This is a genomic window from Mucilaginibacter lappiensis, from assembly GCF_050433765.1.
In the GTDB taxonomy this organism is placed as follows: Bacteria; Bacteroidota; Bacteroidia; order Sphingobacteriales; family Sphingobacteriaceae; genus Mucilaginibacter; species Mucilaginibacter lappiensis_A.
The window spans coordinates 220,820-245,602 of the sequence record NZ_JBNPWP010000010.1; the positions used below are offsets into that span (position 1 = coordinate 220,820).

At 43.0% G+C, this 24,783-nt stretch carries 23 protein-coding genes; 15 read left to right on the forward strand and 8 right to left on the reverse strand.

Translation table 11 applies throughout. From position 1 onward, the window contains the following. Positions 1-40: 40 nt before the first annotated feature. On the reverse strand, positions 41-2,374 hold the full coding sequence (locus tag M2273_RS25020) for a glycoside hydrolase family 95 protein (RefSeq protein ID WP_429400506.1): 2,334 nt from the start codon (positions 2,372-2,374) through the stop codon (positions 41-43). Between the two features lie 418 nt (positions 2,375-2,792). Continuing rightward, a complete protein-coding gene (locus tag M2273_RS25025) occupies positions 2,793-3,533 on the reverse strand; it encodes a tetratricopeptide repeat protein (protein WP_429400507.1) in 741 nt (246 codons plus the stop codon). A 364-nt stretch (positions 3,534-3,897) separates the two neighbouring features. On the opposite strand from M2273_RS25025, the gene M2273_RS25030 reads away from it, so the two are divergent. From M2273_RS25030 to M2273_RS25040, 3 genes are all read left to right on the forward strand, one after another. After that, entirely contained in the window at positions 3,898-4,524 is a 627-nt protein-coding gene (locus tag M2273_RS25030; RefSeq protein ID WP_429400508.1) for a helix-turn-helix domain-containing protein, read from the forward strand. Positions 4,525-4,641: 117 nt separating this feature from the next. Next, complete coding sequence (locus tag M2273_RS25035) at positions 4,642-5,652, forward strand: class I fructose-bisphosphate aldolase (RefSeq protein WP_429400509.1); 1,011 nt, start codon at positions 4,642-4,644, stop codon at positions 5,650-5,652. Between the two features lie 106 nt (positions 5,653-5,758). Next, positions 5,759-6,070, forward strand: a complete 312-nt coding sequence (locus M2273_RS25040; RefSeq protein ID WP_429400510.1) for a hypothetical protein — start codon at positions 5,759-5,761, stop codon at positions 6,068-6,070. On the opposite strand, the gene M2273_RS25045 is transcribed toward M2273_RS25040, so the two are convergent. The 5 genes from M2273_RS25045 to M2273_RS25065 form a co-directional block, all read right to left on the reverse strand. Then, positions 6,047-7,081 carry a hemin-degrading factor gene (locus tag M2273_RS25045; protein WP_429400511.1) on the reverse strand — a complete coding sequence of 345 codons (1,035 nt, stop codon included), beginning with the start codon at positions 7,079-7,081 and terminating at the stop codon, positions 6,047-6,049. The genes M2273_RS25040 and M2273_RS25045 overlap by 24 nt on opposite strands. Positions 7,082-7,083: 2 nt before the next feature. Further along, on the reverse strand, positions 7,084-7,902 hold the full coding sequence (locus M2273_RS25050) for a heme ABC transporter ATP-binding protein (protein WP_429400512.1): 819 nt from the start codon (positions 7,900-7,902) through the stop codon (positions 7,084-7,086). A 1-nt stretch (position 7,903) separates the two neighbouring features. Next, positions 7,904-8,944, reverse strand: coding sequence for a FecCD family ABC transporter permease (locus M2273_RS25055; protein WP_429400513.1), 1,041 nt, complete (start codon positions 8,942-8,944; stop codon positions 7,904-7,906). Continuing rightward, on the reverse strand, positions 8,941-9,816 hold the full coding sequence (locus M2273_RS25060; RefSeq protein WP_429400514.1) for a heme/hemin ABC transporter substrate-binding protein: 876 nt from the start codon (positions 9,814-9,816) through the stop codon (positions 8,941-8,943). The genes M2273_RS25055 and M2273_RS25060 overlap by 4 nt, the downstream gene beginning before the upstream one ends. A 66-nt stretch (positions 9,817-9,882) precedes the next feature. Next, positions 9,883-10,401, reverse strand: a complete 519-nt coding sequence (locus tag M2273_RS25065; RefSeq protein WP_429400515.1) for an HmuY family protein — start codon at positions 10,399-10,401, stop codon at positions 9,883-9,885. 362 nt (positions 10,402-10,763) lie between these two features. On the opposite strand from M2273_RS25065, the gene M2273_RS25070 reads away from it, so the two are divergent. The 9 genes from M2273_RS25070 (at position 10,764) to M2273_RS25110 (ending at position 20,640) form a co-directional block, all read left to right on the forward strand. Then, positions 10,764-13,121, forward strand: a complete 2,358-nt coding sequence (locus tag M2273_RS25070; protein ID WP_429400516.1) for a TonB-dependent receptor — start codon at positions 10,764-10,766, stop codon at positions 13,119-13,121. Positions 13,122-13,125: 4 nt separating this feature from the next. Then, a complete protein-coding gene (locus M2273_RS25075; RefSeq protein ID WP_429400517.1) occupies positions 13,126-13,797 on the forward strand; it encodes an HmuY family protein in 672 nt (223 codons plus the stop codon). Positions 13,798-13,828: 31 nt separating this feature from the next. After that, a complete protein-coding gene (locus tag M2273_RS25080; protein ID WP_429400518.1) occupies positions 13,829-14,623 on the forward strand; it encodes an HmuY family protein in 795 nt (264 codons plus the stop codon). Positions 14,624-14,640: 17 nt separating this feature from the next. Then, positions 14,641-15,606: a hypothetical protein gene (locus M2273_RS25085; RefSeq protein ID WP_429400519.1), complete on the forward strand. Its 966-nt coding sequence runs from the start codon at positions 14,641-14,643 to the stop codon at positions 15,604-15,606. Positions 15,607-15,848: 242 nt separating this feature from the next. Next, positions 15,849-16,487 carry a hypothetical protein gene (locus tag M2273_RS25090; protein WP_429400520.1) on the forward strand — a complete coding sequence of 213 codons (639 nt, stop codon included), beginning with the start codon at positions 15,849-15,851 and terminating at the stop codon, positions 16,485-16,487. Positions 16,488-16,656: 169 nt separating this feature from the next. Further along, a complete protein-coding gene (locus tag M2273_RS25095; RefSeq protein ID WP_429400521.1) occupies positions 16,657-17,667 on the forward strand; it encodes a hypothetical protein in 1,011 nt (336 codons plus the stop codon). A 10-nt stretch (positions 17,668-17,677) separates the two neighbouring features. Then, positions 17,678-18,952 (forward strand): S41 family peptidase, encoded by a 1,275-nt coding sequence (locus M2273_RS25100; protein ID WP_429400522.1) that lies wholly within the window; start codon positions 17,678-17,680, stop codon positions 18,950-18,952. 27 nt (positions 18,953-18,979) lie between these two features. After that, positions 18,980-19,540 (forward strand): biliverdin-producing heme oxygenase, encoded by a 561-nt coding sequence (locus M2273_RS25105; RefSeq protein ID WP_429400523.1) that lies wholly within the window; start codon positions 18,980-18,982, stop codon positions 19,538-19,540. Positions 19,541-19,644: 104 nt separating this feature from the next. Beyond that, a complete protein-coding gene (locus M2273_RS25110; protein ID WP_429400524.1) occupies positions 19,645-20,640 on the forward strand; it encodes a helix-turn-helix transcriptional regulator in 996 nt (331 codons plus the stop codon). Between the two features lie 48 nt (positions 20,641-20,688). Here M2273_RS25110 and M2273_RS25115 read toward each other — a convergent pair whose 3' ends face one another. Further along, positions 20,689-21,252, reverse strand: coding sequence for a dihydrofolate reductase family protein (locus tag M2273_RS25115; protein WP_429400525.1), 564 nt, complete (start codon positions 21,250-21,252; stop codon positions 20,689-20,691). A gap of 130 nt (positions 21,253-21,382) precedes the next feature. Between M2273_RS25115 and M2273_RS25120 the strand changes: the two genes are divergently transcribed. Genes M2273_RS25120 through M2273_RS25130 form a run of 3 tightly spaced genes read left to right on the forward strand, consistent with a single transcriptional unit; the run spans position 21,383 to position 24,690 of the window. Then, the gene (locus tag M2273_RS25120; RefSeq protein WP_429400526.1) at positions 21,383-21,856 is read left to right on the forward strand and encodes a (2Fe-2S)-binding protein; all 474 of its coding nucleotides are present in this window, start codon (positions 21,383-21,385) and stop codon (positions 21,854-21,856) included. Continuing rightward, positions 21,853-22,506: a hypothetical protein gene (locus M2273_RS25125; RefSeq protein ID WP_429400527.1), complete on the forward strand. Its 654-nt coding sequence runs from the start codon at positions 21,853-21,855 to the stop codon at positions 22,504-22,506. Before M2273_RS25120 ends, M2273_RS25125 begins: the two co-directional genes overlap by 4 nt. 30 nt (positions 22,507-22,536) lie before the next feature. After that, entirely contained in the window at positions 22,537-24,690 is a 2,154-nt protein-coding gene (locus M2273_RS25130; RefSeq protein ID WP_429400528.1) for a molybdopterin cofactor-binding domain-containing protein, read from the forward strand. The last annotated feature ends 93 nt before the right edge of the window (positions 24,691-24,783 follow it).

Here is a 24,783-nt window from a genome sequence, read left to right on the forward strand (position 1 = left end):
CACTAAGTGCCTCTCCGCTTTTTTTATACCCGAAGCGGTTTTATACTTTTTCGGTAGATATATTTTTAATAACACCGTTTATTTTAACCTTAACCTTACGGTTTTGGGCCGACAGGATATGGTAATCAGTAATTTTGCCATCCTTCCATTTCATATTCACGGTATAATTACCTCTTGCTTTTAAACCCCTTACCTCACCTGAGGCTTTCCAGCTATCAGGAATGGCAGGGATCAGTTCAATAAAACCCGCATGGCTTTGTATCAGCATTTCGGCTACAGCAGCTGTACCGCCAAAATTTCCGTCTATTTGAAAAGGTGGTCCTGCCGATAGCATGTTGGGATAAATCCCTCCGCCGTCGCCATAGTTCATAAACGTAGCCAGTGTAGGGGTTATCAACTGGTTAAACAGTTTGTAGGCCCTGTTGCCATCATGCAGCCTTGCCCACCAAAGCATTTTGTGGGCAATAGAAAAACTTGGTCCGTCATCGCCACGGGCTTCGAGTGTTTTCTTACTGGCTTCGGCCAGTTCGGGTGTGCCTTCGGGGGTAATGAGTGATGCCGGGTATAAGCCATATAAATGTGAGATACACCGGTGATGCGGCTCCAGCTCTTTATAATCCTCCAGCCATTCCATAAGCCTGCCATCTTTAGCCACAACCCCTGGTGGCGGGATCTTTTTTAGCTGCGCTATCAGTGTATTCCTGAAAGCTTCATCCTTACCCAACACCCTGGAGGCGGTAATTACATTGTTGAACAGTTCCCTGATGATCTGGTTATCAATGGTTGGCCCCATACAAATACTGGCATGACGTCCATCGGGCAAATAAAATCCATTTTCGGGCGAGGAGGAGGGCGCGGTTACCATCCACCCGGTTTTAGGATCATTGATCAGCATACTGTTATAAAACTGTGCCGATCCTTTTAGTATGGGATAAATATCCCGCAGGTAATTTTTATCATTCGTAAAATCATAATGCTGCCATAAATTATCACATAACCAGCCCGATCCCACTTTAGTTATGCCCCATGACGCAGCTTCGCCTGGTTCGGTAAAACCCCATATATTGGTAATAACATGGGCCACCCAACCATCTGCATTATAATAGGCTTTAGCAGTTTTTTCACCATTTTTCACCATACCTTTTACCAGTTCGGTAAGCGGCAGGTTCAATTCCGAAAGATTGGAAACTTCTACCGGCCAGTGGTTCATCTGTACATTAATATCCAAATGATAATCGCCCGTCCATGGGGTAACAAGTTGATTGGCCCACAAGCCTTGTAAATTGGGTGGCAGTAAGCCAACCCGGGTACTGCAAATGCTCAGGTATCTGCCAAACTGGTAAAACAGTACGGGTAAGCCATTATCGGCTTTGGGGTTATCATGAAAGTTTTTTAACCTTATGTCAGTTGCAACAGTATTACCGTTATCGGTTCCTAAATTTACGCTTACCCGGTTAAATAGTTTTTGATAATTGGTAATATGGTGCTGCTTTTCAACAGCATAGGAAACCTTCATCGCAGCATCAAGGATCTGTCCGCTTTTCTCTTTGTATAAAGGGTTTTTAAGATCAGTAGCCGCCGAAAGATAAATGATAACCTCTGACGCGTTTTTTACGATCAGGGAGTGAGCGTCTGTTGTAAGTTTGCCGCCCTTTAGCAGCGTTTTAACACGGGCAATGTATTTCATGCCTTTGCCATCAATACCATTATCCAGTTGCCCGTACATTTGCAGTTCGTTTCCCTGCACAGTGGTGGCAGATCGTTCTGGCCGGTTCATGGCAATCTTACAGTTCAACTGCCCCGGCTTATCGGCAGTAAGCCTAATCACATCAACATCATTACCAAAACTGGTAAAGTATTCCCGTTTATAGTTTATGCCATTTACACGATAGCGGCTTATGGCCACGGCGTTGTTAAGCGATAGCTCGCGGTAGTAATCTTCATATTTTACATCTTTGCCTGTAATACCGTTATAATCAAATTTAAGGTCAAGATTGCCTAATGTTTGATAGCATCCATAATTTACACCTCCCGAACCCTGGCCTGTGCATATAAAGTCCTTATCAATGATGGCCTGGGCATCGGCATTTTTACCTTCCAAAAGTAGTTTCCTTATTTCGGGGAGCTTTTTATAAGCTTCATAATTGTTGGCATCCTGTGGCGCGCCAGACCATAAGGTGATATCATTCAACACAATGTTTTCGTGCGAAATGCCACCGTCAAGCATCATCCCCAACCTTCCGTTACCCAATGGCAGGGTTTCTTCCCATTGCGCGGCTGGCTTTGTATACCAGGTTTTTAAGGAAGTGGTTTGAGCCCTGAGGACTGAATGCGGTAGAATAAAAAAAAGTAAGGTGTAGAAGTATTTGATCATAACTGGTTAAAGGTTTATAATAGTATGGTTAATCAGGCTAATTAAGTATAAGCATTGATATTAATACAGGTGCATGCATTAATAAAATCAATCGGTTTATAATTACTCTAAACTACTTTTATACTATTTAATTCCATTTCACAAATGCAACTTTATTTTGCACAAAAACGACTTTTTAAAGATTAGTCATATTGCTTTTTTAACCATAATGATGGGCTAAAGCATTTTAAATGGATAATTCTATGATTAAACTGTGTGTAATTAATTTGAACAAAAGTTCATATTTTAAATATATAAGGTGAACCAGATATAATTAAAAAATATACCTAACAGGTGTAAATTAAAAGGCCCTCAGAAATTAATCTGAAGGCTTTAGTCGTATTAACCGGGATGAAACCAGCAACTCAAGATGCTGATCTTATTCTTTTTTTAACTTTGTAAGTATGGCTATGCCAGTGTCGTTTTTTGGATTAAGTTTTATCGATTTTTCATAATTTTCTATAGCCAGTTTTTTATTTCCCGACGCCGCGTAAGCCTCACCGAGGCTGTCATAGGTATTCCATGCACCCGGATACATTTTAACATTAAACTTAAATACTTCAATGGCTTCAGTTATTTTTTTAGCGGTTAAAAAATTATAACCGGCAGCGTTAAACACGTTTTCGACATCCGCGGGTTTGGTAGATGAGAATGATAAGGTATCAACGGAAATTATGGAACTGATTTTCCATTGATCATTAGCTTTTACCAGCGTCCTTACCTCCCGCGAACTGTATGGGGGTAAAGTGTCAGTTGATGGTGCACTCAAATTTTGATCATATCCTACCCAGGCCAGTTTATCGGAGTATTTTATGATGAAATTAGTTTGTTGTATGTCAGTATAACGTGATGGTTTGCCCCGTTGTTTCATCCATTGCAGCACGATTGGGGCAATTTTATTCCAGCCAATGTTGCTTTGATAAAAACCGTTTGCCGCATAAATGCGGCTTGTTGTTTCATCTTGTACATACAGGGACTTCCAGGTAGCAGAATCACCCTTTAAATATGATTCGGTTTCTAAGCGTAATACTTTTTTGAGTGCTTCTTCGGTTGTTTGAGCCATAATAACCTGTATAACGCTGCACAAAAAGGTAACAATCAACAACAGGGCTTTTTTCATGATCTTAATTTTTAATATTTTTAATATAAATGATTAAGATTTAGATTATTACAGGTAAAGCTAAACGCATTCATTTTTCTGAAATAGTAAAAAACAGACAATTTTTACCGAATTAAAGTATGGTATTATGATACAAACCATAATTGCTAAACCTACCGGTCTTTTAAATGATTATGTATGTTATTTTGCGGTCCAGGAATTCGACTCGTTTGAAGAAGAACTGTTAAAACCAATGCATGCCAAACATGAAATAATTATGATGTTCATGATCAATTGCAAGATGCACGATTTTATTAATAATACGCATAACTCACCTATGTATGTCATTAATAAAACAACAGGGCCCGATTGCATTTTTTCTGGCTTGCTTACATCCAGCAAAGGTTCTATTGTTTTTAAGGGACATGTAAAACTACTCACCATTCACTTTAAACCAACAGGCTTTTATTGGTTGTTTGATATTTCTCCTGCAGAAATCACCAACCGTCTGGGAGCCTCTTCTGATTTATTTTCTGAACATGTTATAAGTCTGCACGAACAATTGCAGGAAGCCAAAACGTCGATGGAGATGTTTAGTTTAACTGAAAAATTTCTTATAGAAAGGTTACAGCGTCAAAAAACGAGAAAAGGTTGTTGCAGTATATTAAAAATTTCAGAATTTTTGATTCGGCAACCGATTGCCTTCTCCATTGAAAAGTTTGCTTATCAAACCTGCATGAGCCTGAAAACCCTTGAGCGGAAATTTATAGAACAGGTAGGGATTTGCCCGAAGCTATTTGAAAGGATAAGACGTTTTAACATGGCATTGGACATAAAAATAGGTCAACCCAAATTAAGCTGGACAAATATTTGTTACCAAACCGGTTATTATGACCAAAACCACTTTATTAAAGATTTTACCGAATTTGCCGGTGAAACGCCCTGTTCTTTCTTTAAAAATTCACCCCCGCTTGCTGAAAATATTTCCTCGGTATTTGATCATGCAGACTAAATGGATAGCATGGGTCTGTTAAGTTAAAAGTTTAACTGATATAAGTTGATTTTAAAAACAAGTGTAAGTTATTAGTGTTCCCCTATTACTCATTTTTTCAATCTAAAGGAAATTATCATGAATCTCCAGGAACTTAAAAATATAGCCCACAGCCTAATGGCAGGTGACAAGGGCTTGCTGGCCATGGATGAAAGTATCGCTACCTGCAACAAGCGCTTTAAAGCGCTAAATATTCCGGAAACAGAAGAGTATCGCAGAAAATACCGGGAATTGATAGTAACCGCACCCCATTTGGAAGAATATATCAGTGGTGCCATTTTATTTGATGAAACGATCAACCAAACTAAGGAGGATGGGACATTGTTTATTGATATCCTGAAGGAAAAAGGAATTATCCCGGGCATAAAGGTTGATGAAGGTGCCATACCTATGGATGGTTTTCCGGGGGAGAAAATAACAGAGGGACTGGATGGCTTGGGTGAACGCTTGGCGGCTTATTATCAAAAGGGGGCGCGTTTTGCCAAGTGGCGTGCCGTGATCACCATTGGTGATCATATCCCCACCAATGCCTGTATCAAGGCTAATGCCTATTTGTTGGCGCGCTATGCGGTTTTGTGCCAGGAAGCCGGGTTGGTACCTATTGTTGAACCTGAAGTATTAATGGACGGAGATCATTCACTAAGAAGATGTGCCGAAGTAACACACGAAGTTTTACATACTGTTTTTAATGAGTTGTATCAGCAACGCGTGCATTTTGAGGGTATGATATTAAAACCTAACATGATCCTGCCTGGTTTAAACTGTCCGGTACAGGATGACGTGGCAGCTGTGGCAGATGCAACCATCACTTGTTTTCTGAAATGTGTACCAGCGGCTGTGCCCGGTATCGCTTTTTTATCAGGCGGACAATCGCCCGAACTGGCAACCGAACGGCTAAATGCGATGCATGTCAGGTTTAATGGCAGGATGCCATGGGCTTTAACGTTTTCTTTTTCCAGGGCTGTACAACAACCTGCATTAGAACAGTGGAGGGGCAATGATAGTAATATAGCTGCAGCACAACAGCTACTCGTTAAGCAGGCCGCTCTTAACAACACGGCCCGCGCCGGGAAATACACCGGGATATAAAAGTGTTTTTCTTGTCGCAAAACACCCCTTAAAAAGTCTCATTTGAGCCCTCTATTATCGCTGTTTAGCTGTTACCTTTATTCATACAATAACTCAGTTGATAGCCATGAAAATAGTAAGAGTACAATATACCACTACGCCGGAGTTCGCTCCAATCAATCAGACAAACATCGCCGGGATCGTGAAGGAATTAAAAGAACTCAATCATCCCGGAATTAAATACGGCTGCTGGTTGTTGCCCGACGGAAAAACATTTATGCACTTTGATCAATTTGAAAATGAGGAATGCCATCAGGTGTTGACCGAATTGGAATCATTCAAAAAATTTGATGCCCAGCTTTGGGCGAGCGGACTTGAAGTAGAACCCCAATTAGAGCTGCTTTCCCTGGTCGCATCAACCGAAGAATTTTTCGGGTAGATTTTGTGATAACACATTTCGCCATTCAGTTAGTTCAGGCAAGCCCGGTTTACGCTTGCCAAATAGCTGAACTATCATTTCGCCATCTTTGTCAAAAAGCTCAATGGAATTAATGTCGCCATCTGCCGATGGTTTAATAACATGCCATACGTTTGCTATAGCCTCTTCGCGCAGGTGCAGGTTAAACTCAGGGTCGAGCACATTAAACCATGTTCCCATTTCAACCAGTCGGGTAACTGTTCCGGTATGGATCTGGATACAGCCATGATTGCCTACAAATACCATTACCGGTACCTGCTGCTCAGAACAGCTTTGCATCACTTTTTTAAAGTCATCAACATTTACCTGTTTAGCAAAACCGGTTGGGGCAAACCTTAAGGCCTGTGTGCGGCTTAGGCCAAAGCGTTTTAAAATACCAAAAAACTCATGCGTATCCTGCATGGTTTTCCATGCATGCTGAAACGAGGGGACATCAATTTCACTGTCCGGCTTTTCTGCTTTAACAATTACACTGGCTGGTAATACAGGCACAGCCTGCTGATCTGCTTTGCGAAACCTGTTAACCAGGCTATTATAATTTTCGGTATCACTTTTTTCAGTAAGGTAAATCTTGTGCAGGGCTACACCGTTACCGTCAAAAAACTGCAGGCTCTTATGGCCGTTATCTTCCACAGCAAAGCCAAGTTTCCATTGGTTCATGAATAAGCGCAGGTCAATATCCTCACCCAATACCAAACCGGCATGTGGAGTAAAGGAAACTTTTTGATAAACGCCTTTACGCTCATGCACACAGTATTCGTTACGCGTGAGGGCCATAACGTAGCCCAATGAAGGGATTTCTTTTAGGATGGATTCAAATGAATTTTCCAGTAAAATGGTGTTCTCGCCAAGCCCGGTCATTAGCAACGCTGCTTCGCTAACCATCAACGCGGCGGCAATATCGCGGATACGCATCTTTGGGTTCCGGACTTTAAAAGCAAGGTATTGTTCTTTTAGGCTGATCGTTTCCATATTTATGATGTAAGGGTTTTTAAATTGAGTTCAAGGGTCTGGTGGGTTATGTCTTTAGGCATAATGAGCTGCTTAAGTGTATGAGGATTTGTAAAAACATCCGCTTCTGTTTCAAACACATCATATATGCTTTTGGCATTCAATACTTCTGCAGGAGTACCGTGATACCATTTCCTGCCGTTTTTAAGCATCAGTATGTTGTCGGCATATTGCGAGGCCAGGTTAATATCATGCAGGATAGCAACAACTATAAATCCTTTCTTTGCCAGCATAGCTGCCAGTGACAGGGTTTGCTGTTGATATTGAATATCCATACCCGATACAGGCTCGTCAAGCAACAGCAAGGCTCCGGGGATGTCCCAGATCTGTGCAAGCACCCTGGCCAGGTGAACGCGCTGTTGTTCGCCGCCAGAGAGAGTTAAAAATGACTGTTCGGCCAGATGGGTTGTTCCGGTAACGGCCATTACCTGGTTAATAATATCCCAATCATGCAGCGATGGCTGATTACGGTAATGTGGGTAGCGTCCCATCTGCACTATTTCCTGTGCCAAAAAATCAAGATTGATGATGTTTTGCTGATTCATGATAGCTCGTTTAAGCGCCAGCTCTTTTGCAGGATAACTTTTTAATAACTTGCCTGATAAATAAATTGAGCCTTCCGATGGTTTTTTTTCTCCGCTAAGCAAACGCATCAGGGACGATTTTCCGGCCCCGTTTGCACCCAGCACAACCATGATCTCGCCCGGATGCACTGCAAATGATACAGCTTTCACCAGGGCGCGGCTTCCGGCTTTGTAAGTTACATTTTCAACGGTCAGCATATTATCGGGTAATTTTCTTTTTATCTTTTATCAAAATATACAGGAATACGGGGGTGCCCAATAATGCCGTTATAACCCCTATAGGTAATTCAACAGGTGCAACCAGCTTCCTGGAAATCATGTCGGCCAATGTGAGGATCAATGCGCCCAGCAGTGCCGAAGCCGGTAATACACGGCGGTTATCGACCCCAAAAAACAACCTTACCATATGCGGAACAAGCAGGCCTACAAAGCTGATGATGCCTGATACTGCAACAGAAGCACCCACGGCCATTGTAGCAAGTATCACCACCCAGCGTTTTACCCTGCCTACCGGCAGGCCAAGCTGCTGTGCCTGATTTTCGCCTAAAGCAAACGCGTTCAGGGTTTTTCCCATCATTGGTAAAAATGCAAGCGGAATGAGGATGAACGGTAAAAGGCTTAATACAATTTGCCAGGTAGCGCCACCCAGGCTGCCCAATAGCCAAAAAGTTATATTACGTAATTGCTGATCATTGGCCATATAGGTAACCAGGCCGGTTAATGCACCGGCCAGCGCGTTAATAGCAATTCCCGCCAGCAGCATGGTTGCTACATTAGGTTTGCCGTCACTCCGGGCAATCTGGTAAACCACAAAGGCGGCAATGCCGGCCCCTATGAACGAGCCAAAGGCAAGAAGATAATAACCTAAAAGATTGCTTAGGCCTGCCATCAGGGAAACTTCAGAAGCAATGATCAATACAGCAAAAAGGGAAGCGCCCGATGAAATACCGATAAGTCCGGGTTCGGCAAGCGGATTACGGAAAATGCCTTGTATAGCAGCGCCCGAAATTCCTAATGCAGCACCGATAAGCAGGCCCATAATTACACGCGGCATTCTTACAATCATGAGTACGGTATCATACTGCTCATCTACCGGCCTGTTGTGGAATAGACCTGCTTTTTTTGCCAGTATCAGCAGCACATCCTGAACCGGAATTTTCATGGCTCCTATGCTTAACGAAAAAGCTGCTGCAAAAAAAACGCCTAAGCCCAGAATACTATAAATAAGGCCTTTCTTCATTGCAGATTTTTATTCAGCATGGTAATTGCCTGGTCGAGCCTTACGCTGAAGTTGATGAGCAGTTCGCCATCCATTTGAACAATGCGTTTATTTTTACCGGCAGTAGTTTGCGCTACGCCCGGCATTTTCAGAACGCCATCCGCGCCGCCCAGGCTGCTAAGGCCAAAATCAAACATCAGTATCACATCGGGGTTGGCTTCAACCAGTGCTTCGGTTGTGTAGGGCTTAAAATCGTTAAAGCCCTGTGCAGCGTTCCTGCCCCCGGCAAGTGTTATAATTGCATCAATATTGGTATGCTGCCCGGCAACCAGCATAACCCCGGTGCCGCGGGCATAAATGAAAAGTACTTTTGGCATTTTGCTTGTCTTTTTTACCGCTGCAAGCGCTTTATCTATTTTTGCCTGTGTTTGCTTAGCCAATGCTTCCCCTTTTTCTGTTGATTGTAAGGCTGCTGCTACAGCTTTAATAAAAGCAATTGAGCCGCTAACCGAATATTCCTGTTTGATATTTACCAGTGTAATGCCTGCCGATTTTAACTGGTAAGCTATTTCTTTAGAAACACTACCCTCTGGCGCCAGCACAAGATCGGGCCTGAAAGAGATCAGACCTTCGGCAGATACCGAACGATTTTTACTCACTTTGGGCAAACTGCCAACATATGCCGGGTAGATGCTGGTTACATCAACGGCCACGATATTTTTACCGAAACCCAGGGCATCTGTTGTTTCGGTTAGCGCCCCGCTAAGGGTGATAATGCGTTTTGGCGTTACTGCAAAAGTTTGGATGCTTAAACCGATAAGCAATAGCAGGAATATTCCTTTTACAAGTCCGGTTTTTTTAGCGGGAGAGTTGTATTTGGTGTTTGTTTTCATGGATGTACGATGTAGGGATCGTTGTTTAAATAAAACAGGTGTGATAGCGGTATTTGTAATTGACCCTTATTTTTCCGGATCGATATCAGCGTACCGGAAAGTATAGTAACCTCCCGCGCCATCGGCGCCATCTTTGTAATAACTATCAATAACCAGCTTAAAATATTTACCTGATGCTGTGTGAATCAGGATCACTTTGCCGGCAATGGGGCTAATGGTATGGTTTTCCATATTATAAGTATACCAACCGTTACCACTTCCCCAGAGAATAGCCTGCTTGCCTTTTTTATAGCCTCCGGCTGGCGCGGCTGTTATTTTATCTATGGAGGTGTTGCCAATTACCTGGCCCCCGGCAGATGCCTGTACCATGATGCCGGTATGCTGAAAAGAAATATCCCATCCGGTTTTAGCGGTATCAGCTTCATTTACTACAATGCCTTTTTCCAGGTTAAAGTAGGTTGTATTATCAGCGGCATTAAGGTTTTGGATTTTTTTTAGGTCTTGTTGCTGTGCAAATGCGCCAAAAAGCGGGCTGCATAAAACGATAAAAAGCAGTTTATAACTTAATTTTTGAATGATTGCCATGAGTGTAAAATGAGTTAAGTACGATAATGAATGCGCAAATCAAGCATTTAATTAGAATCATTCAAAATAAGGAAATGCCGTTTACGCAATCGGGATTTAAGTAAAAGTTTATACACAGGGGCTGGTAAATGTTATGTGGTTTAAGTGTATGATATTGATAGATAGATAGTTGCGTTTAGTTTATTATTGACCGCGATGTTATTAAGGGGTTTATACTGAGGTGTTATCTGCAAAAAGGGTAAAAGTTTATACTAAAACAGTAAAAGAAAATCCCGATTGCGTAAAGGATTTTCGAAACCAATGAACGACTTTTGTTGTGTTTATTTAGACTGAATAAAAATAAGCAAATAAATTATCGTTTAATGTTTAAAATCTACCTGATGCTTTTAATGTCCTGTTTTGGTTTAATAGCTGCCGCCGATCCGCTTTATAGCATCAGGGGCCAAGTGCATAACGAGCAGGGCAAACCACTGATAGCAGTTAGCATTCTTATCAAAGAAAATTTATTGGGTACGCAAACAGATACTATAGGCAGGTTTGTGATTGATAAATTAAAACCCGGCGAATACACGCTTATCATTTCGGCTGTAGGTTACGAAAAGAAATTTCAACGGATCAGCATCAATAAGACATCTGTAAACAACATTAATCTTAGCCTGAAAAGATTAGCACAAAATCTTAAAGAAGTAAACGTTCTGGGTAAACAGGAAAGCCACGATAACCTGATAGATTTTACCCGTACACCAATGCCGGCAACGGTTATTACCCGTAAGCAGATAGAGATGATGGGCAGCCGCCGGCTTGATGAAGTGCTTAAGGAACAAACAGGACTGGCCATTGTAAATGATATTGGCTCGGGCGCAAGGGCCGTTGGCCTTCAGTTACAGGGTTTTGATAGCGGTTATACCATGATCATGATTGATGGACAGCCGATGACCGGCCGTAACTCCGGCAATTTCGACCTGTCGAGGATAACCGTGGCTAATATCGAGCGGATAGAGATCATTAAAGGGGCATCATCCTGCCTGTTCGGCAGCGAAGCGTTAGCGGGTGTGGTTAATATAGTAACACGGCAAAATATAGCTCAAAGCCAGGGCTTGGCCAGTGTGCGGTACGGTAGTTTTAATACTTTGGATGCAACGCTGGAAGGTGAAACACCTTTTGCTGGCGGCAAAGGATCTGGCTACCTGTCTGGTAATTATTACCGCACCGATGGTTTTAACGCCAATCCATATTTAAGCGAAGGTAAAACAGCGCCGCCCTATAACAGCTATACACTGCAGGGAAGGGCTCGGTATACCCTTAGTAAAATGAACGCGTTGAACATTACAGGCAGGTACGCCGTACGAAACTCGGTTAACCAAACAGCTTACAATACTACTCCATCCCGCGATGTATTAAATGAAAAGGACCTCAACGCGTCAGCCATTTTAAACACCAACTTTAACAGCGGCTGGCGGGTAAAAACCCAGTATTACCTTACCCGGTACGCTACCGACCAAAATATAACTAATCTGGCCGGTGGCTATGTTATTCCCTCAAATAATTTTGTGCAGTATATGCATCGCGGCGAATTACAGGCTGCACAGACCTACTTTGGTACCATGGTGCTTACAGGTGGTACCGGCATTCAGTATGAAACCATGAACGATAACCTGTACAGCGGAGCTAAAAGCCAGTCGACCGCTTTTGTTTACGGGCAGGCCGATTGGAAGATCTCTGACGAATTAGGCATCACCGGTGGGGTGCGAGGGGAACATCACAGTCGGTACGGCAGCAGCCTCAACCCAAGCTTTGGTTTAAAATATCAGCCGGTAAAAGCCCTTACTTTAAAAGCGGCTGTTGCAACAGGTTTTAAAACGCCCGATTTCAGGCAGTTGTACCTCAACTTTACCAATCTGGCTGGCGGAGGGTATACCGTGCTTGGAACGGATGTATTTGCAGCCGAGCTTCAGAAATTACAGGACGCGGGGCAAATCTCGGCCGTATTTGCCAACGCTGCCAGGGTAACTACGTTAAAACCCGAACGATCTGTAGCCTATAGCGCCGGTTTTACGGTGCAGCTAAATGCTAATCTGAAAGCCGACGTTAATGGCTTTTATAACGATGTGCGCAATTTTATCAATACCGATCAGGTGGCATCAAAAACGGGTGGCCAACAGGTATTTTCCTATTTCAATATCGACAGGGCCCTCCTTGCCGGTGCCGATATCGGCCTTAACTGGAAAGCGGGGCGTGGGCTAAATATATCTGCAGGCTATCAGTTACTTTATGCAAAGGATAGGGGAGTAATTGACTCTATTAAAGCCGGAACCGGGAATTATGCACAGGTTTACGATCCCAATACCAGCCAAACCCGCCGTTCTAAAGTGTCTGATTATTTCGGGCTTAATAACCGGTCGCGCCACATGGCCAATATTAAATTCACTTATGAATATGAGCCTAAAGGCATTACTGCAACATTCAGGGTAAACTACCGCGGCAAATACGGTTTCCAGGAAGCCAACCGGCCAAATGGTTTTCTTGACCCTTACGATACTTATGTATCTGGCTTTTTCCTGCTGAATGCCTCGCTTCAAAAAACCTTAATGGATAAGCATTTTTCGATACAGGTAACCGCCGATAATTTCATGAACTACCGCGATCAGCTAATGCCCGCCCAAAGCGGACGGACGATCATGCTTGGGCTTAACTACCGCTTTTTTAAAAATAAAATATGACGCTATGAATTTGAAACAAACCTGTCACGCCTGCTATAGCATGCTGTTCATTACCTTAATGGTAATGACAGCACTTAGCTCCTGCACCAAAGAGCAGGTAAAGCCACAATTAGAAGATGGCAGCAGTACTGTGGTTACCGATCTGCCGGGTGATGTAGGCAGCACCATCAACACCGGCTTTAAAACCTTTTATTTCAGCTTTAATACAAATGCCAGGGTAGACACCAGCCAGAAAAAAACAGTTGCCTGGGATATATCTTTTGCAAGGGAATACAATTCCTATGTGGGTGTAAACAGCGGCAGCAATTTAGCCAGTTATGGTTACGGCGGGCCGGGTAAAGGCGCTATGGTAATTATTAACCGGCCCTATGACCAGGTAAAGGAAGCTCCCGCTGATGCCGAATTTACCAATAATAGTGTAACTGCTGTTGGCTGGGATTCCGGCAGCGGCTCCGGCTGGTATTTTTACGATCTGAAAACACACATCGCGGTGCCTGTTAAGAACCGCACTTTCGTTTTACGTACCGCCGATGGCAAATATGCCAAACTGGAACTGCTGAGTATGTACAAAGGCGCTCCGGCAGTGGTGACTGACCTGAACTGGCCATCGCCATATTTCACCTTTCGCTATTATGTACAACAGGATGGCAGCAGGAACCTATCAACCAAAAATTAATCAACAATTCAAATCAATACCATTAATTACAATGAAAATCATACCCATATTACAAAAACGTTTCCTCAGTTGTATTTCGATGCTTGCTATGGCTGTCCTATTGCTAAGCTCCTGTTCTAAAACAGATAATGTCACTCCAGACCCAACACCTGAAACACCAACAAGGGATGCAGATAAAGTCCCTTATTACAAACTGCAGCGGGTAGAAAATTTTGCAGCTCAAACAGATGACCAGAACCCTACAACGCCCAAAACTGAACTTCTTTTCAGTCTTGACTACAAAAAAGAGCAACCGGCATCTTATGCAAAAACAAGCTTTTGGGATCTGTCATTCAGCGGTCTTTATAACAGTTTTCTGGGTGGTAACAATAATGCCGATCAAACAAATACAGGCTACCAGGGCCCCGGTAAAGGCGGAATAACCATTGTTCAGCAGGCTTTTGATGATGTAACCAGTATTCCGTCAGCTGCCGATTTTAAAACAGGTAAAGGCCTGATCGGGACAGATGATAAAGGAAGCTTTGGAGCAGGAACAGGCTGGTACCTGTATGATTTTGGAGGCACTACTGTTGGTGACGGCAGTGCCACAAAAGTACATGTAGCCTATGCGTTGGGCAGTGCATTAAAACTTGCTGATGGAAGTACTTTACCTGCAAGAACAATCATTTTAAAAATGGCCTCGGGCGATTATGCAAAGATCAAAATGATCAGCTGTTATAAAGATGTATTCACCACCGACCAGATGTTTACCAACACGCCGCACATGTATTTCACCTTTGAATATGTGATTGTACCCGCGGGAAGCACAAAGTTCGAGATTAAATAAATCCCCAAAACTATAAAATGAAAATCAGCTACTTTTACTTTTTGCTTGCCGGCTTAATTACGACCTTCACTGCCTGTAAAAAAACGATCAATCCAGATCCGCTCCCTCAAAACAAGATCCTGGAATATAGAATTGTGAACGTGCAGGATACGGTGATCTATGGCACGGTTGATAATAAAGAAAATACCATAACCGTATATATACCATATTATTATGGCTTATCGGTTATTGAACCAAAGATTACGCTGGATGCTCATGCATCACTGGCCGCTACACCGCAGCCGGTAAGCGTTGATGCAACCGATCAAACCTATACCGTAACAGGCGGCGACGGTACAAAACGAACCTATAAGCTGAGCATTGTATCGCAAAATACACCAGATCTCTCTTTGAATTGGTTTGATACTAATCCGCGGGCAATCCCTACAGGAGCAATCACGCTGATCACCGGCAATTTCCTTAGTAAGAGTACAGCCACCTTGAAAGTAACGCTGGTAAATTCCGGTAATAATAAAACGGTGCTACCTGACATGACCACTGCCCAGATTTATACCAATGCAGATAATTTTGGGGATACCTATTTAATGGATATTAAAATGCCCCTTGATATTGATAGCGGGTCGTATAATGTTCAGGTTGATTTTCTTGGGCATTCTGTAAAAATGAATAAGCCTTTGAAAGTTTATTATAATGTACCCCAGGTTGCAACCACATTTAGTACCCAAACCGTAGCAGCAGGCGATTCGATCACTTTTATAAATAATAACGATGTGTTTATCGACCTGAAAACGGTGAAAGTAACCGTAAATGGCCATACTTATGATTGGGCAATACAAACCAGCACACGCACTAAAATTGTTGTAAAGGTTCCTGATGGCTTTCCTGTTGGTAACTGGGGTAGCACACCCTTTAGCTTCCGGTTTGGTAACTGGCAGCCGGTTATCAGCAATGTACCACTCGTTGTTAAAGCCAAGACGGGTTAAAGCATTAAACGCTTCGCGTACTCAAGCGATTTAATAATCAACCTTATGTTTCACATTAAAAACCAAGCCTATGTAAATACCAAAGTCATAAAACAAAAAATTGGCAGGTAAATTCTCGCAAACCACCTGCCAACTAAAGTTCAAAACGCGGGCCTTGTAATCATTATCCTGGAAGATAATGAAGGCCTTAGCGGCATTCAACATGCGAATTAAATAAATTTTAATTTAAAAACACTAATACCATGATTTCAATAATCAAAAACCTATCAAAAACAGCAATAGCTGTAATCGCAGTTTCAATAGCATTTACATCTTGTACAAAAGATAACAGCGACAGTTCTAAACCATTAACCGCGACAAACCAGAGCGCGACAGTAACTGGTATTACTACAACGCTATTGACCGGTAACTACGGAAGCCCGACACCTGCTCCCGGGGTTTATGGTACAAAATACCTCAATATAGCCACAGGCGCTCAAGACTCTACCGGGACAATTACCTATCATTTAACATTTACCTCAACCAATAACCTGGCCATTGCGCCAAAAGCTGGTGCAGGTTACACGTTTAAATATTTAAATACAACTAAATCACTGGCAACAGTTAACAACGCGGATTATACAGCGGCTACTACTGTAGCTACAGGCAGCACGTTGAATTTAAATACACTGACTGATTCACTTAATACCGGTTTAGGTGCAAATGGCTGGTTGAATTATAATAGTACCACGCATGCTGTAAACTACACCCATAACATTGTGCTGTTTATAAGAGTTGGGACTACCACTTATGCTTTCCAATGCTACGCTGCCGCTGGCCAGGGTACAGCTACGTTGAACAGGGGCCGTTACTGGTTCCGCAGAGGTACATTGATCAATTAAGCCCGGGATTTTTAATAGTAACTAACATCGTTGGCAAGAGTGATTAATGAGACTTTAAAGCCAACAACAAAGATGGGACAGTCCCGGTCTTAACATGATTTGGATCGGGCTGCCCCTATCTTACCGATACGGATCAATATAAATCCTTATCTATTTCAATATTAAAAAGATGATTAAAATAAAACATGGCCTTTACTTATACTTTGTAGCTTCTTATTTTCTGCTGTGCCTGGTTTCCTGCAAGAAGGAATACACCAAGACAGCTTATAAGGATATCGAAGCGTTTACGGTAACAGATTCGGCAGGGAATAAATTAAAAGGATCTGTAGTTGGTGACAGCATCAGGGTATACTGGCCACCATTTCAAAAGGTTCCTGCTAATATTACACCACAAATCAGTCTTTCTTTCGGAGCCGGTATCAGCCCTGCTTCCGGCGCGAGTGTTCCCTTTAAAAACGGAACTGCTTATACTGTTACTGCACAGGATGGCAGTAAAAAGACCTATTTTCTTATTCCGATGATCAACCAGCCGGCACCGGTTTTTGAGGTCAGGAACAGCGAGTCGCTCACTATCCCCTATCTTTCCCTCCAGGGACAATATTTTATCGCCGATACGCTGCAAACTAAATTATACCTGATCAATGCCAGCAACAAAGAAATACCCATTAGTTTAAAGAACCCGTCAAGTTTCAATTCACTTTCCATATCGGTTACATTACCGATGGATGGAAGTATAGATACCGGCTATTACAAGATTAAACTGATAAGCGGCGTAAATACTATTGTTAAAGGTCCGTATAACTTTGGCCGTCCCGAATATACTTCAAGTTTATTTACCTGCAGTTTTATCCAGGCAGGCAAAACACTGAAGGCCGGAGATGACATCAGTTTCAACTATGCTATATCCAAATTAGCCCAGAAATATTATCCCGGAAAAATAGGCAATGTCCAGCTTTTGGTCAGACCGGTGAATGGCGCGGAAGACGGTTCTGAGGATGTTTTCTATGATATACCATTAACCAGCCTTAATCAAAATGTAGTTCATTATAAACTACCAGCTGACATTTCGAATGGAAAGATCAGCCTGGCCATTTTATCTTATGAGTTGAATAACGGAGAAGTAGGAACAGCCTACGTATGGGATGCTACCACAGAACCGGCTACTCCAATCTCCAATTAATCAGGTGGGTATGAACAAGTTGTTAAGTATCATAGGAATTATAGGATTACTGACCGGTATATCGGGATGTAAGAAAGGTGGTGAAATACCCACAGAAATTCCTGTTTCACCAACAACCGGCACACGTACGCAGTTTACGCTGGATTCTATTTTTTTATATGCCAAACAGATTTACCTCTGGAATGATGCGATTCCTTCCTATGCCGCCTTCAACCCAAGAAAATATGATTCAAATCCCGTTGCGGTAAATGCATTTGAAACTGAACTTTTTGATATCTCGCAATTAAAAATTAATACCCAGACGGGACTTAGATACGAAGCCTCTTTAAATCCCGGTTCACCCAAATATTCGTTTCTCACAGAACGCAGCAACAGTGGCGACCTGGCTGCTGTGGGTGCACCTGTACTGGCGGCAGTGTTAAAGGATACGATAATAGTTAATAATAATAAACCGGTCGCCTATATTGCCTTAGGTTCTTTCCCGGAATTGAGCACCTGCCAGGCAGCACTCGATGGGGCATTTACAAAATTAGCTGCTGCAAATCCGCAGCAACTGGTTGTCGACCTACGCTCTAATGGCGGTGGCTTTGTAGAAACTGCAGAATATGTAGCTGATCTGATTGCGCTGTCATCATTGAACGGTAAGGTAATGTTTTCCGAACAGTATAACTCCTTATTACAGGCCAGTCAGGCTACTATTTTAAAGAACCAGCTTTACCTCGATGCCAATGGCAAAACCATAACCTATAAAGGCCGTAACGCGACCCTGGCCGATGTGGACTATACAGTTGCCGGAAATACCCACCAGTTCAGCAAAAAAGGAAACCTGGAATCGGTAAAAGACATCTATTTCATTACCTCATCCAATACGGCCTCAGCGAGCGAGTTGCTGATCAGCAGCATGAAGCCTTACTTCAATATTAAACTGGTGGGTGATACCACTTACGGTAAGCCGGTTGGTTTTTTTCCAGTTAATATAGATGTGTACAGCGTTTATTTATCCGGTTTCCTGATCCGTAATTCACAAGGATGGTCAGACTATTTCCAGGGAATCCCGGCAGATGTACTGGTAACGGCGGATAGTGATCCGGTGCTGGGAAACCCCGCCGAACCCTGTTTCAACGCCGTTTTGAACATGATCAATGGTTCACCGGTAAATACTACTGCAAAAATAGTAAAGAGGCAGGCTACACAAACAGAGCCCGCCTTCAAATCAAACTCCCCAAATACAGCTTCAGTATCGAAAATTATGATCGAGAACAGGTTAAAACTTAAAAACCAATAAATTAAATAATCACATTAAAGCAAAAATATGTTAAGTACAGCAATCAGAGAGGCCACAAAATCGGCTCACCAGGAATTAGAAAAAAAGGTTGTAAAAAAGCTAAAAGCAATCCGCAACAATGCAGATTATGCTGACCTGCTAAGCTATTTTTATGCTTATTTCAACAATCTCGAAAAGGTAATTGATCCTTTTATTACAGCAGAATTATTACCTGATTATAGCGAGCGCAGAAATTCTTCTTATCTCAAAAATGATATCGAAGCCTTAGATGGAAACACTGGCAATCTGCCTATAGCAACTGCTCCCAATATCCATAGTACGTTACAGGCTTTGGGTGCTTTATACGTTATGGAAGGCTCCATTATGGGCGGCAGCATCATTGTACAAATGCTGGGTAAAGCTGGTATAACAAAAGGTGTTTCCTTCTTTTCCGGCTATGGTCCTGCAACCGGGCAAAAGTGGGGAACATTTGTGGCCATACTGGATAAACAGGCGGATAACGAAGAAGAGGAAGCGGTGATGATCAAGACAGCCAACGAAACGTTTACCCATTTCGCCGAAATGTTTGAACGGGTAGAAGTCGCTTAGTTGATGATCAATTTGAACAACCCTGCTAACCTATGATTGCTGAAAGCAACAAGATCATCCTTTATAAACAAGGGCATTAATTATAACCTGTAACCGAATTACAAATGAAGATCAAATCTAAAATAGAAGGAATGGATGAATGGCTGTTTATAGAAGAATTGCCCGACGCATATTCGGCAGTCAGGCAATTATCCGAAAAGCATATATCCATCAAAAAAGAACCGGTTAAAAAACTGCTCTGTTACCAGATCAGTTCAGGAGGAATGTTCTTAATGCATGCTAATATGCAGTTCAATGAGCCTGTGCGTATCTTATCTGATATAGAAGGAGAAACAGTTACCTCACAGTTTATATTTTATGAGGGTGGTGATATGTCCCTGAAAATACCGCATCAAAAAAGCATCCATAGCAGCAACCGTCACAATATCCGGTATATCCCTTCGTCAAAAGGAAAGTATGAAGTGGTACCCGATGTGGAGTACAGTTATTTTTTGATGGTGCTTTCAAAGGAATATTATTTCCACCTGGTTGACCGGCATTCCCTCATCCATTCAGCCTTTGTAATGGCCATTATGGAAGGGCGTTACACTTCTCTTGCCGCACAAGACCTTGCCGTTACTATGGAAATGAGGCGGGTGATCAATGATATTTGTGAGTGCAAAAAATCCGGGGAGCTTAAGCGGTTATTTACAGAATCAAAAATACTGGAATTGTTAATGCTGCAGCTTGAACAGATGCAGTTGGGTGGAGAAGAAACCGGGAGAACGTTGATTAGAGCAGAGGATATGGAAAAACTCTACCAGGCAAAAGAATTACTCGACAGGGATTACGCCAATCCTCCAACGATCAGGGAACTTTCCCGGCAGATCAGTTTGAATGAGTTTAAGTTGAAACAAGGGTTTAAGGCTTATTATGGAACTACCGTATATGGTTACATCACCAGGCTTAGGATGGAAACCGCTAAAAAAATGATCCTTTATGACCGTAAAAGCATTGGTGAGGTAGCCCAGGCGGTAGGCTTTAAGCACCAGGCACATTTAACGGATGCGTTTAAGAAATATTTTGGTATCCTGCCAAGCGAGGTCAAGCTAACTGCATAATTTTAGGTAGCTGCAATCAAAAATTACCTTGTTTTGCTGAACATTCTGTTATTTTCTTATTTCGTAATGTAGCTCCACCATTCCGCTTTTGTAGGCTGTTACCCCTTTTAGGTGTAATGCTTGTTCTTGTCCTATTTGATCAAAAAACGGTGTTCCGTCGCCCAAAATAACAGGCAGAATTGACTGTCTTATTTCGTCCGCTAAGTTTAAGCGGATGAAATCCTTAGTAAGTTTAGCGCCGCCTACAAGCCAAACATTCTTGTACTTTGGTTTTAGCCGTTCATTCACCAATTTGTTCAGATCGCCCGAATAAGTTTCAATGTTCTGTCTGTCAATCGGCAGTTTTCTGTGCGTTAATACAATAGTCGGCACGTCTCCGTAAACCCACCCATAAGATTTTGAAAGTTCCAAAGCGTGTTCATACGTGCGGGCCCCCATTACATAGCAGTCTATCTTTTTAAGAAATTCCTGCGCATCTTGCTCAGTAACATTAACTCCTTTCTCGTAGTTGTCTGCTGTCTCAAACCACGAAACGCTATTGTCTTTTTTGGCAATATAGCCGTCAAGACTTGAAACCATATGTATGGTTACTTTAAATGTGTCTGTCGCCATTTATACGTTACTGTGAAGTAATTTAGTTAAAAATAAATATTGAAGGTAAAAAAGAGTTTGATTGAAATTTGTAAAAACAAACATTTCTTTTTGTTAACTTTATGACATACATCACTTAAAGAAAATCATTATGATTTCCCTAAATGTAAATCAAAAGACCTATCAGGTAGATGCCGATCCAAACATGCCGTTGTTATGGGTAATAAGGGATATAATAGGCCTGACCGGAACCAAATATGGCTGCGGTGTAGCACAATGCGGTGCCTGCACCGTTCATTTGAATGGAGAAGCAGTCCGTTCATGCGTCACTAAGGTGAGCCGTGCCGAAGGCCAGAAGATAGTGACCATTGAGGGGTTATCGAAAGATAATGACCATCCAGCCCAGGTGGCATGGAATGAAGAAAATGTCCCGCAATGCGGGTATTGCCATTCAGGACAGATCATGTCGGCTGCTGTTCTGTTAAGGGAAAACCCTAACCCAACTGATAACGACATTGATAGTGCTATGGCTGGTAATATATGTCGTTGCGGTACTTATCTGCGTATCAGGAAGGCTATTCACCTGGCTGCGGAATTGCAGAGAAAGGAGAGTGCAAGTCAATGAAGCAGCAGCTAAAAAACAAGTGGATTTACCGGATTCCTTTGAGGGCGTTCGCTGTTATCGGCGTGTTATTATCCATGATAGGTATAATGGCCTTCGTAATAAACGATAGTAATGGTGCAAAAGTTGATTCCGGATCACCACTACCGGTTGTTAAGAAAGACAGCGTTGCATCTGTTAAGGCTTTTAAGCAGGTTTATACGGTATTGATGAGTTCACGCTGTATGAATTGTCATCCTTCGGGAGATGTACCGCTTCAGGGCGATGACAACCACCTGCATACCATGTTGCCAAAGCGCGGTATTGATGGTAAAGGCGTGTATGCCATGAAATGTTCCAATTGTCACCAACCAACCAATACGCCCGGGCTGCATACGCCGCCGGGTAACCCTAACTGGCATTTACCACCAGCTGATATGAAAATGGTGTTTCAGGGCAGGACGCCGCGCCAGCTGGCTAAACAACTCATCGATCCAAAGCAAAACGGCCATAAGGACATGAAGAAACTGATAGCGCATGCCGATGATGGTTTAGTACTGGCCGCTTGGAACCCGGGTGAAGGCCGTAAACTCCCGCCAATGAGCCATGCAGCATTTAAAAAAGCCTGGGTCACCTGGCTGACGACCGGTGCCTACGCACCCAGAGGGAAATAAACAATCAATCACCACTCAACTCGTTGATTTATGAGTACAAGTACGATATCCAGAAGAAATTTTTTGCGGACTACCGGTATCACCGGGGCTGCACTTTGTTTGGGCTTCACTTTTTCATCAGATGGAAAAGAAGCTAAAGTTATCGTGGCTGCTGATGGGGATCAGTCGGCTATCGAAATGAACGCCTGGATCAAAATAGATGCCAGCGGTAAAGTTACCTTAGTAGACCACCGGGCAGAGATGGGGCAGGGGTCTTATCAATCGGTATCACAGATCATTGCCGAGGAGCTGGAAGTGGACCTGAAAGATGTGAACGTTATTTTTGCCCAGGGCGACCCAAAAAAATACGGCGGGCAGATAACCGGCGGCAGTTCAACCGTGCGCAGCGCCTACAAAAATCTGTTAAAGTTAAGTGCTATGGCACGCGAGGTGCTTATTGCTGCCGCGGCAGCCAGGTGGAATGTTCCGGCTACAGACTGCTTTGCCCAATCAGGTAATGTTATTCACCGGTCGTCGGGTAAGAAATTCCATTATGGCGAACTGGTTGCCGACGCTTCTAAACTGGAAGCGCCAAAGGATATTGTACTTAAAAAGCGGTCGGATTATAAATTGATTGGCAAACCGTTGCACCGCAAGGATACGCCTTTAAAAACAAATGGTGCTGCCATATTTGGTTTGGACAAAAAACTGCCAGGTATGCTTTATGCAGTTGTTGAGCGTAACCCACGGTTTCGCGGTAAGGTTAAAAGTTTTGATGCTACCGCGACCAAAAAGGTACCTGGTGTTAAGCACGTCTTTGTGGTAAAAATGGAGGTTTTTAATACCATTCGTGAGGGTGTTGCGGTAGTGGCAACCAGTACCTGGGCAGCTATGCAAGGTAGAAAAGCTTTAAAAGTGGTGTGGGATGATACCGGTTTTGAGCATATCAATATAGCCGATGTTTATCTGCGCCAGCAACAGGAACTTAAAAAAGAGGGGCTTTCCTTTAAAAAGCAGGGCGACCCGGACGGCATCCTTGCAAAAGCTGCAAAAACGCTTGATGTTGTTTACCAAACGCCTTACCAGGCCCACAGTGCTATGGAGCCGGTAAACTGTATCGCTCATTACCAGAAAGATAAGGTGGAGATATGGGGGCCTATCCAGGCACCGGATTGGGTACAGGGCGATATCAGTAAAAAGTTTGACGTACCCATAGATAACGTGAGAGTTAACATGACCTTTTTAGGCGGAGGTTTCGGTCGTAAAGCATTTTTGGATTATCCGTATGAAGCCACCATGATCTCCAAACAAATCGGTGGCCCTGTGCAGGTGATATGGAGCCGGGAGGATGACACAACGCAAGGGCCTTACCGCGCAGGTATGTCGTACAGGGCACAGGGTGCAATTGCCGATGGTCAGATCACTGCGGTTAAATTCAGAATGGCGGGACAGAATATAGATCACTGGAGCGGTCCCAAGCGTGGTGAAGCCAATAGCAGCACAACCGAAGGTTTTTTAGCGCCGTATTTTGAAAGTATCAAAAATATAAGTTTTGCCGATGTTCCGTTTGAAATACCTATTCCCAACATGTGGTGGCGATCGGTATACGCATCAACAAATGGCTTTGCTTACGAAAGTTTTATCGACGAGTTGGCGCACGAAGCGGGGAAGGATCCGCTTGACTTCAGAAGAACCTATCTGAAGGAGGATCGTTGCCAAAAACTGATAGATAAAATGGAGGAAGTATCAGGCTGGAAAAACCGGAAAAAGAATGAAGGCTATGGTGTTGCCATAACCGAATGCTTCGCCAGTACTGTTGGTCAGATCGTAAAGGTATCCAGAAAGGCAGACGGGAAAGTGAAGATCGATAAAGTATGGGCGGTGATGGATTGCGGTTGGTATGTGAACCCCGACATTATACAGGCTCAGGTTGAAGGAAGCATCGTTATGGCCCTTGGGGCAGCTACTATTCACGAGATTACTTTTAAAGACGGGCTCGTACAGCAGCGAAACTTTTATGATTACCCGATGCCGAGAATAACGGATATCCCGCCTATAGAGGTGCATGTAATCGATAATGATGCGGATGCGGGAGGTGTTGGTGAACCGGGCTTGCCTGCTTTTTCACCTGCCTTAACTGCTGCCATTTTTGACCTCACAGGTAAGCGGATCAGGAAACTACCGTTTGATATGGCAGCCGTATAAAAGCAGGATTTGAAAGAGCTTTAACACATTGTGGGCGTATGATAACTCACAGGGGCGGGTAAGCAAACTTCGCTTGCAACGATTGTGCACGCA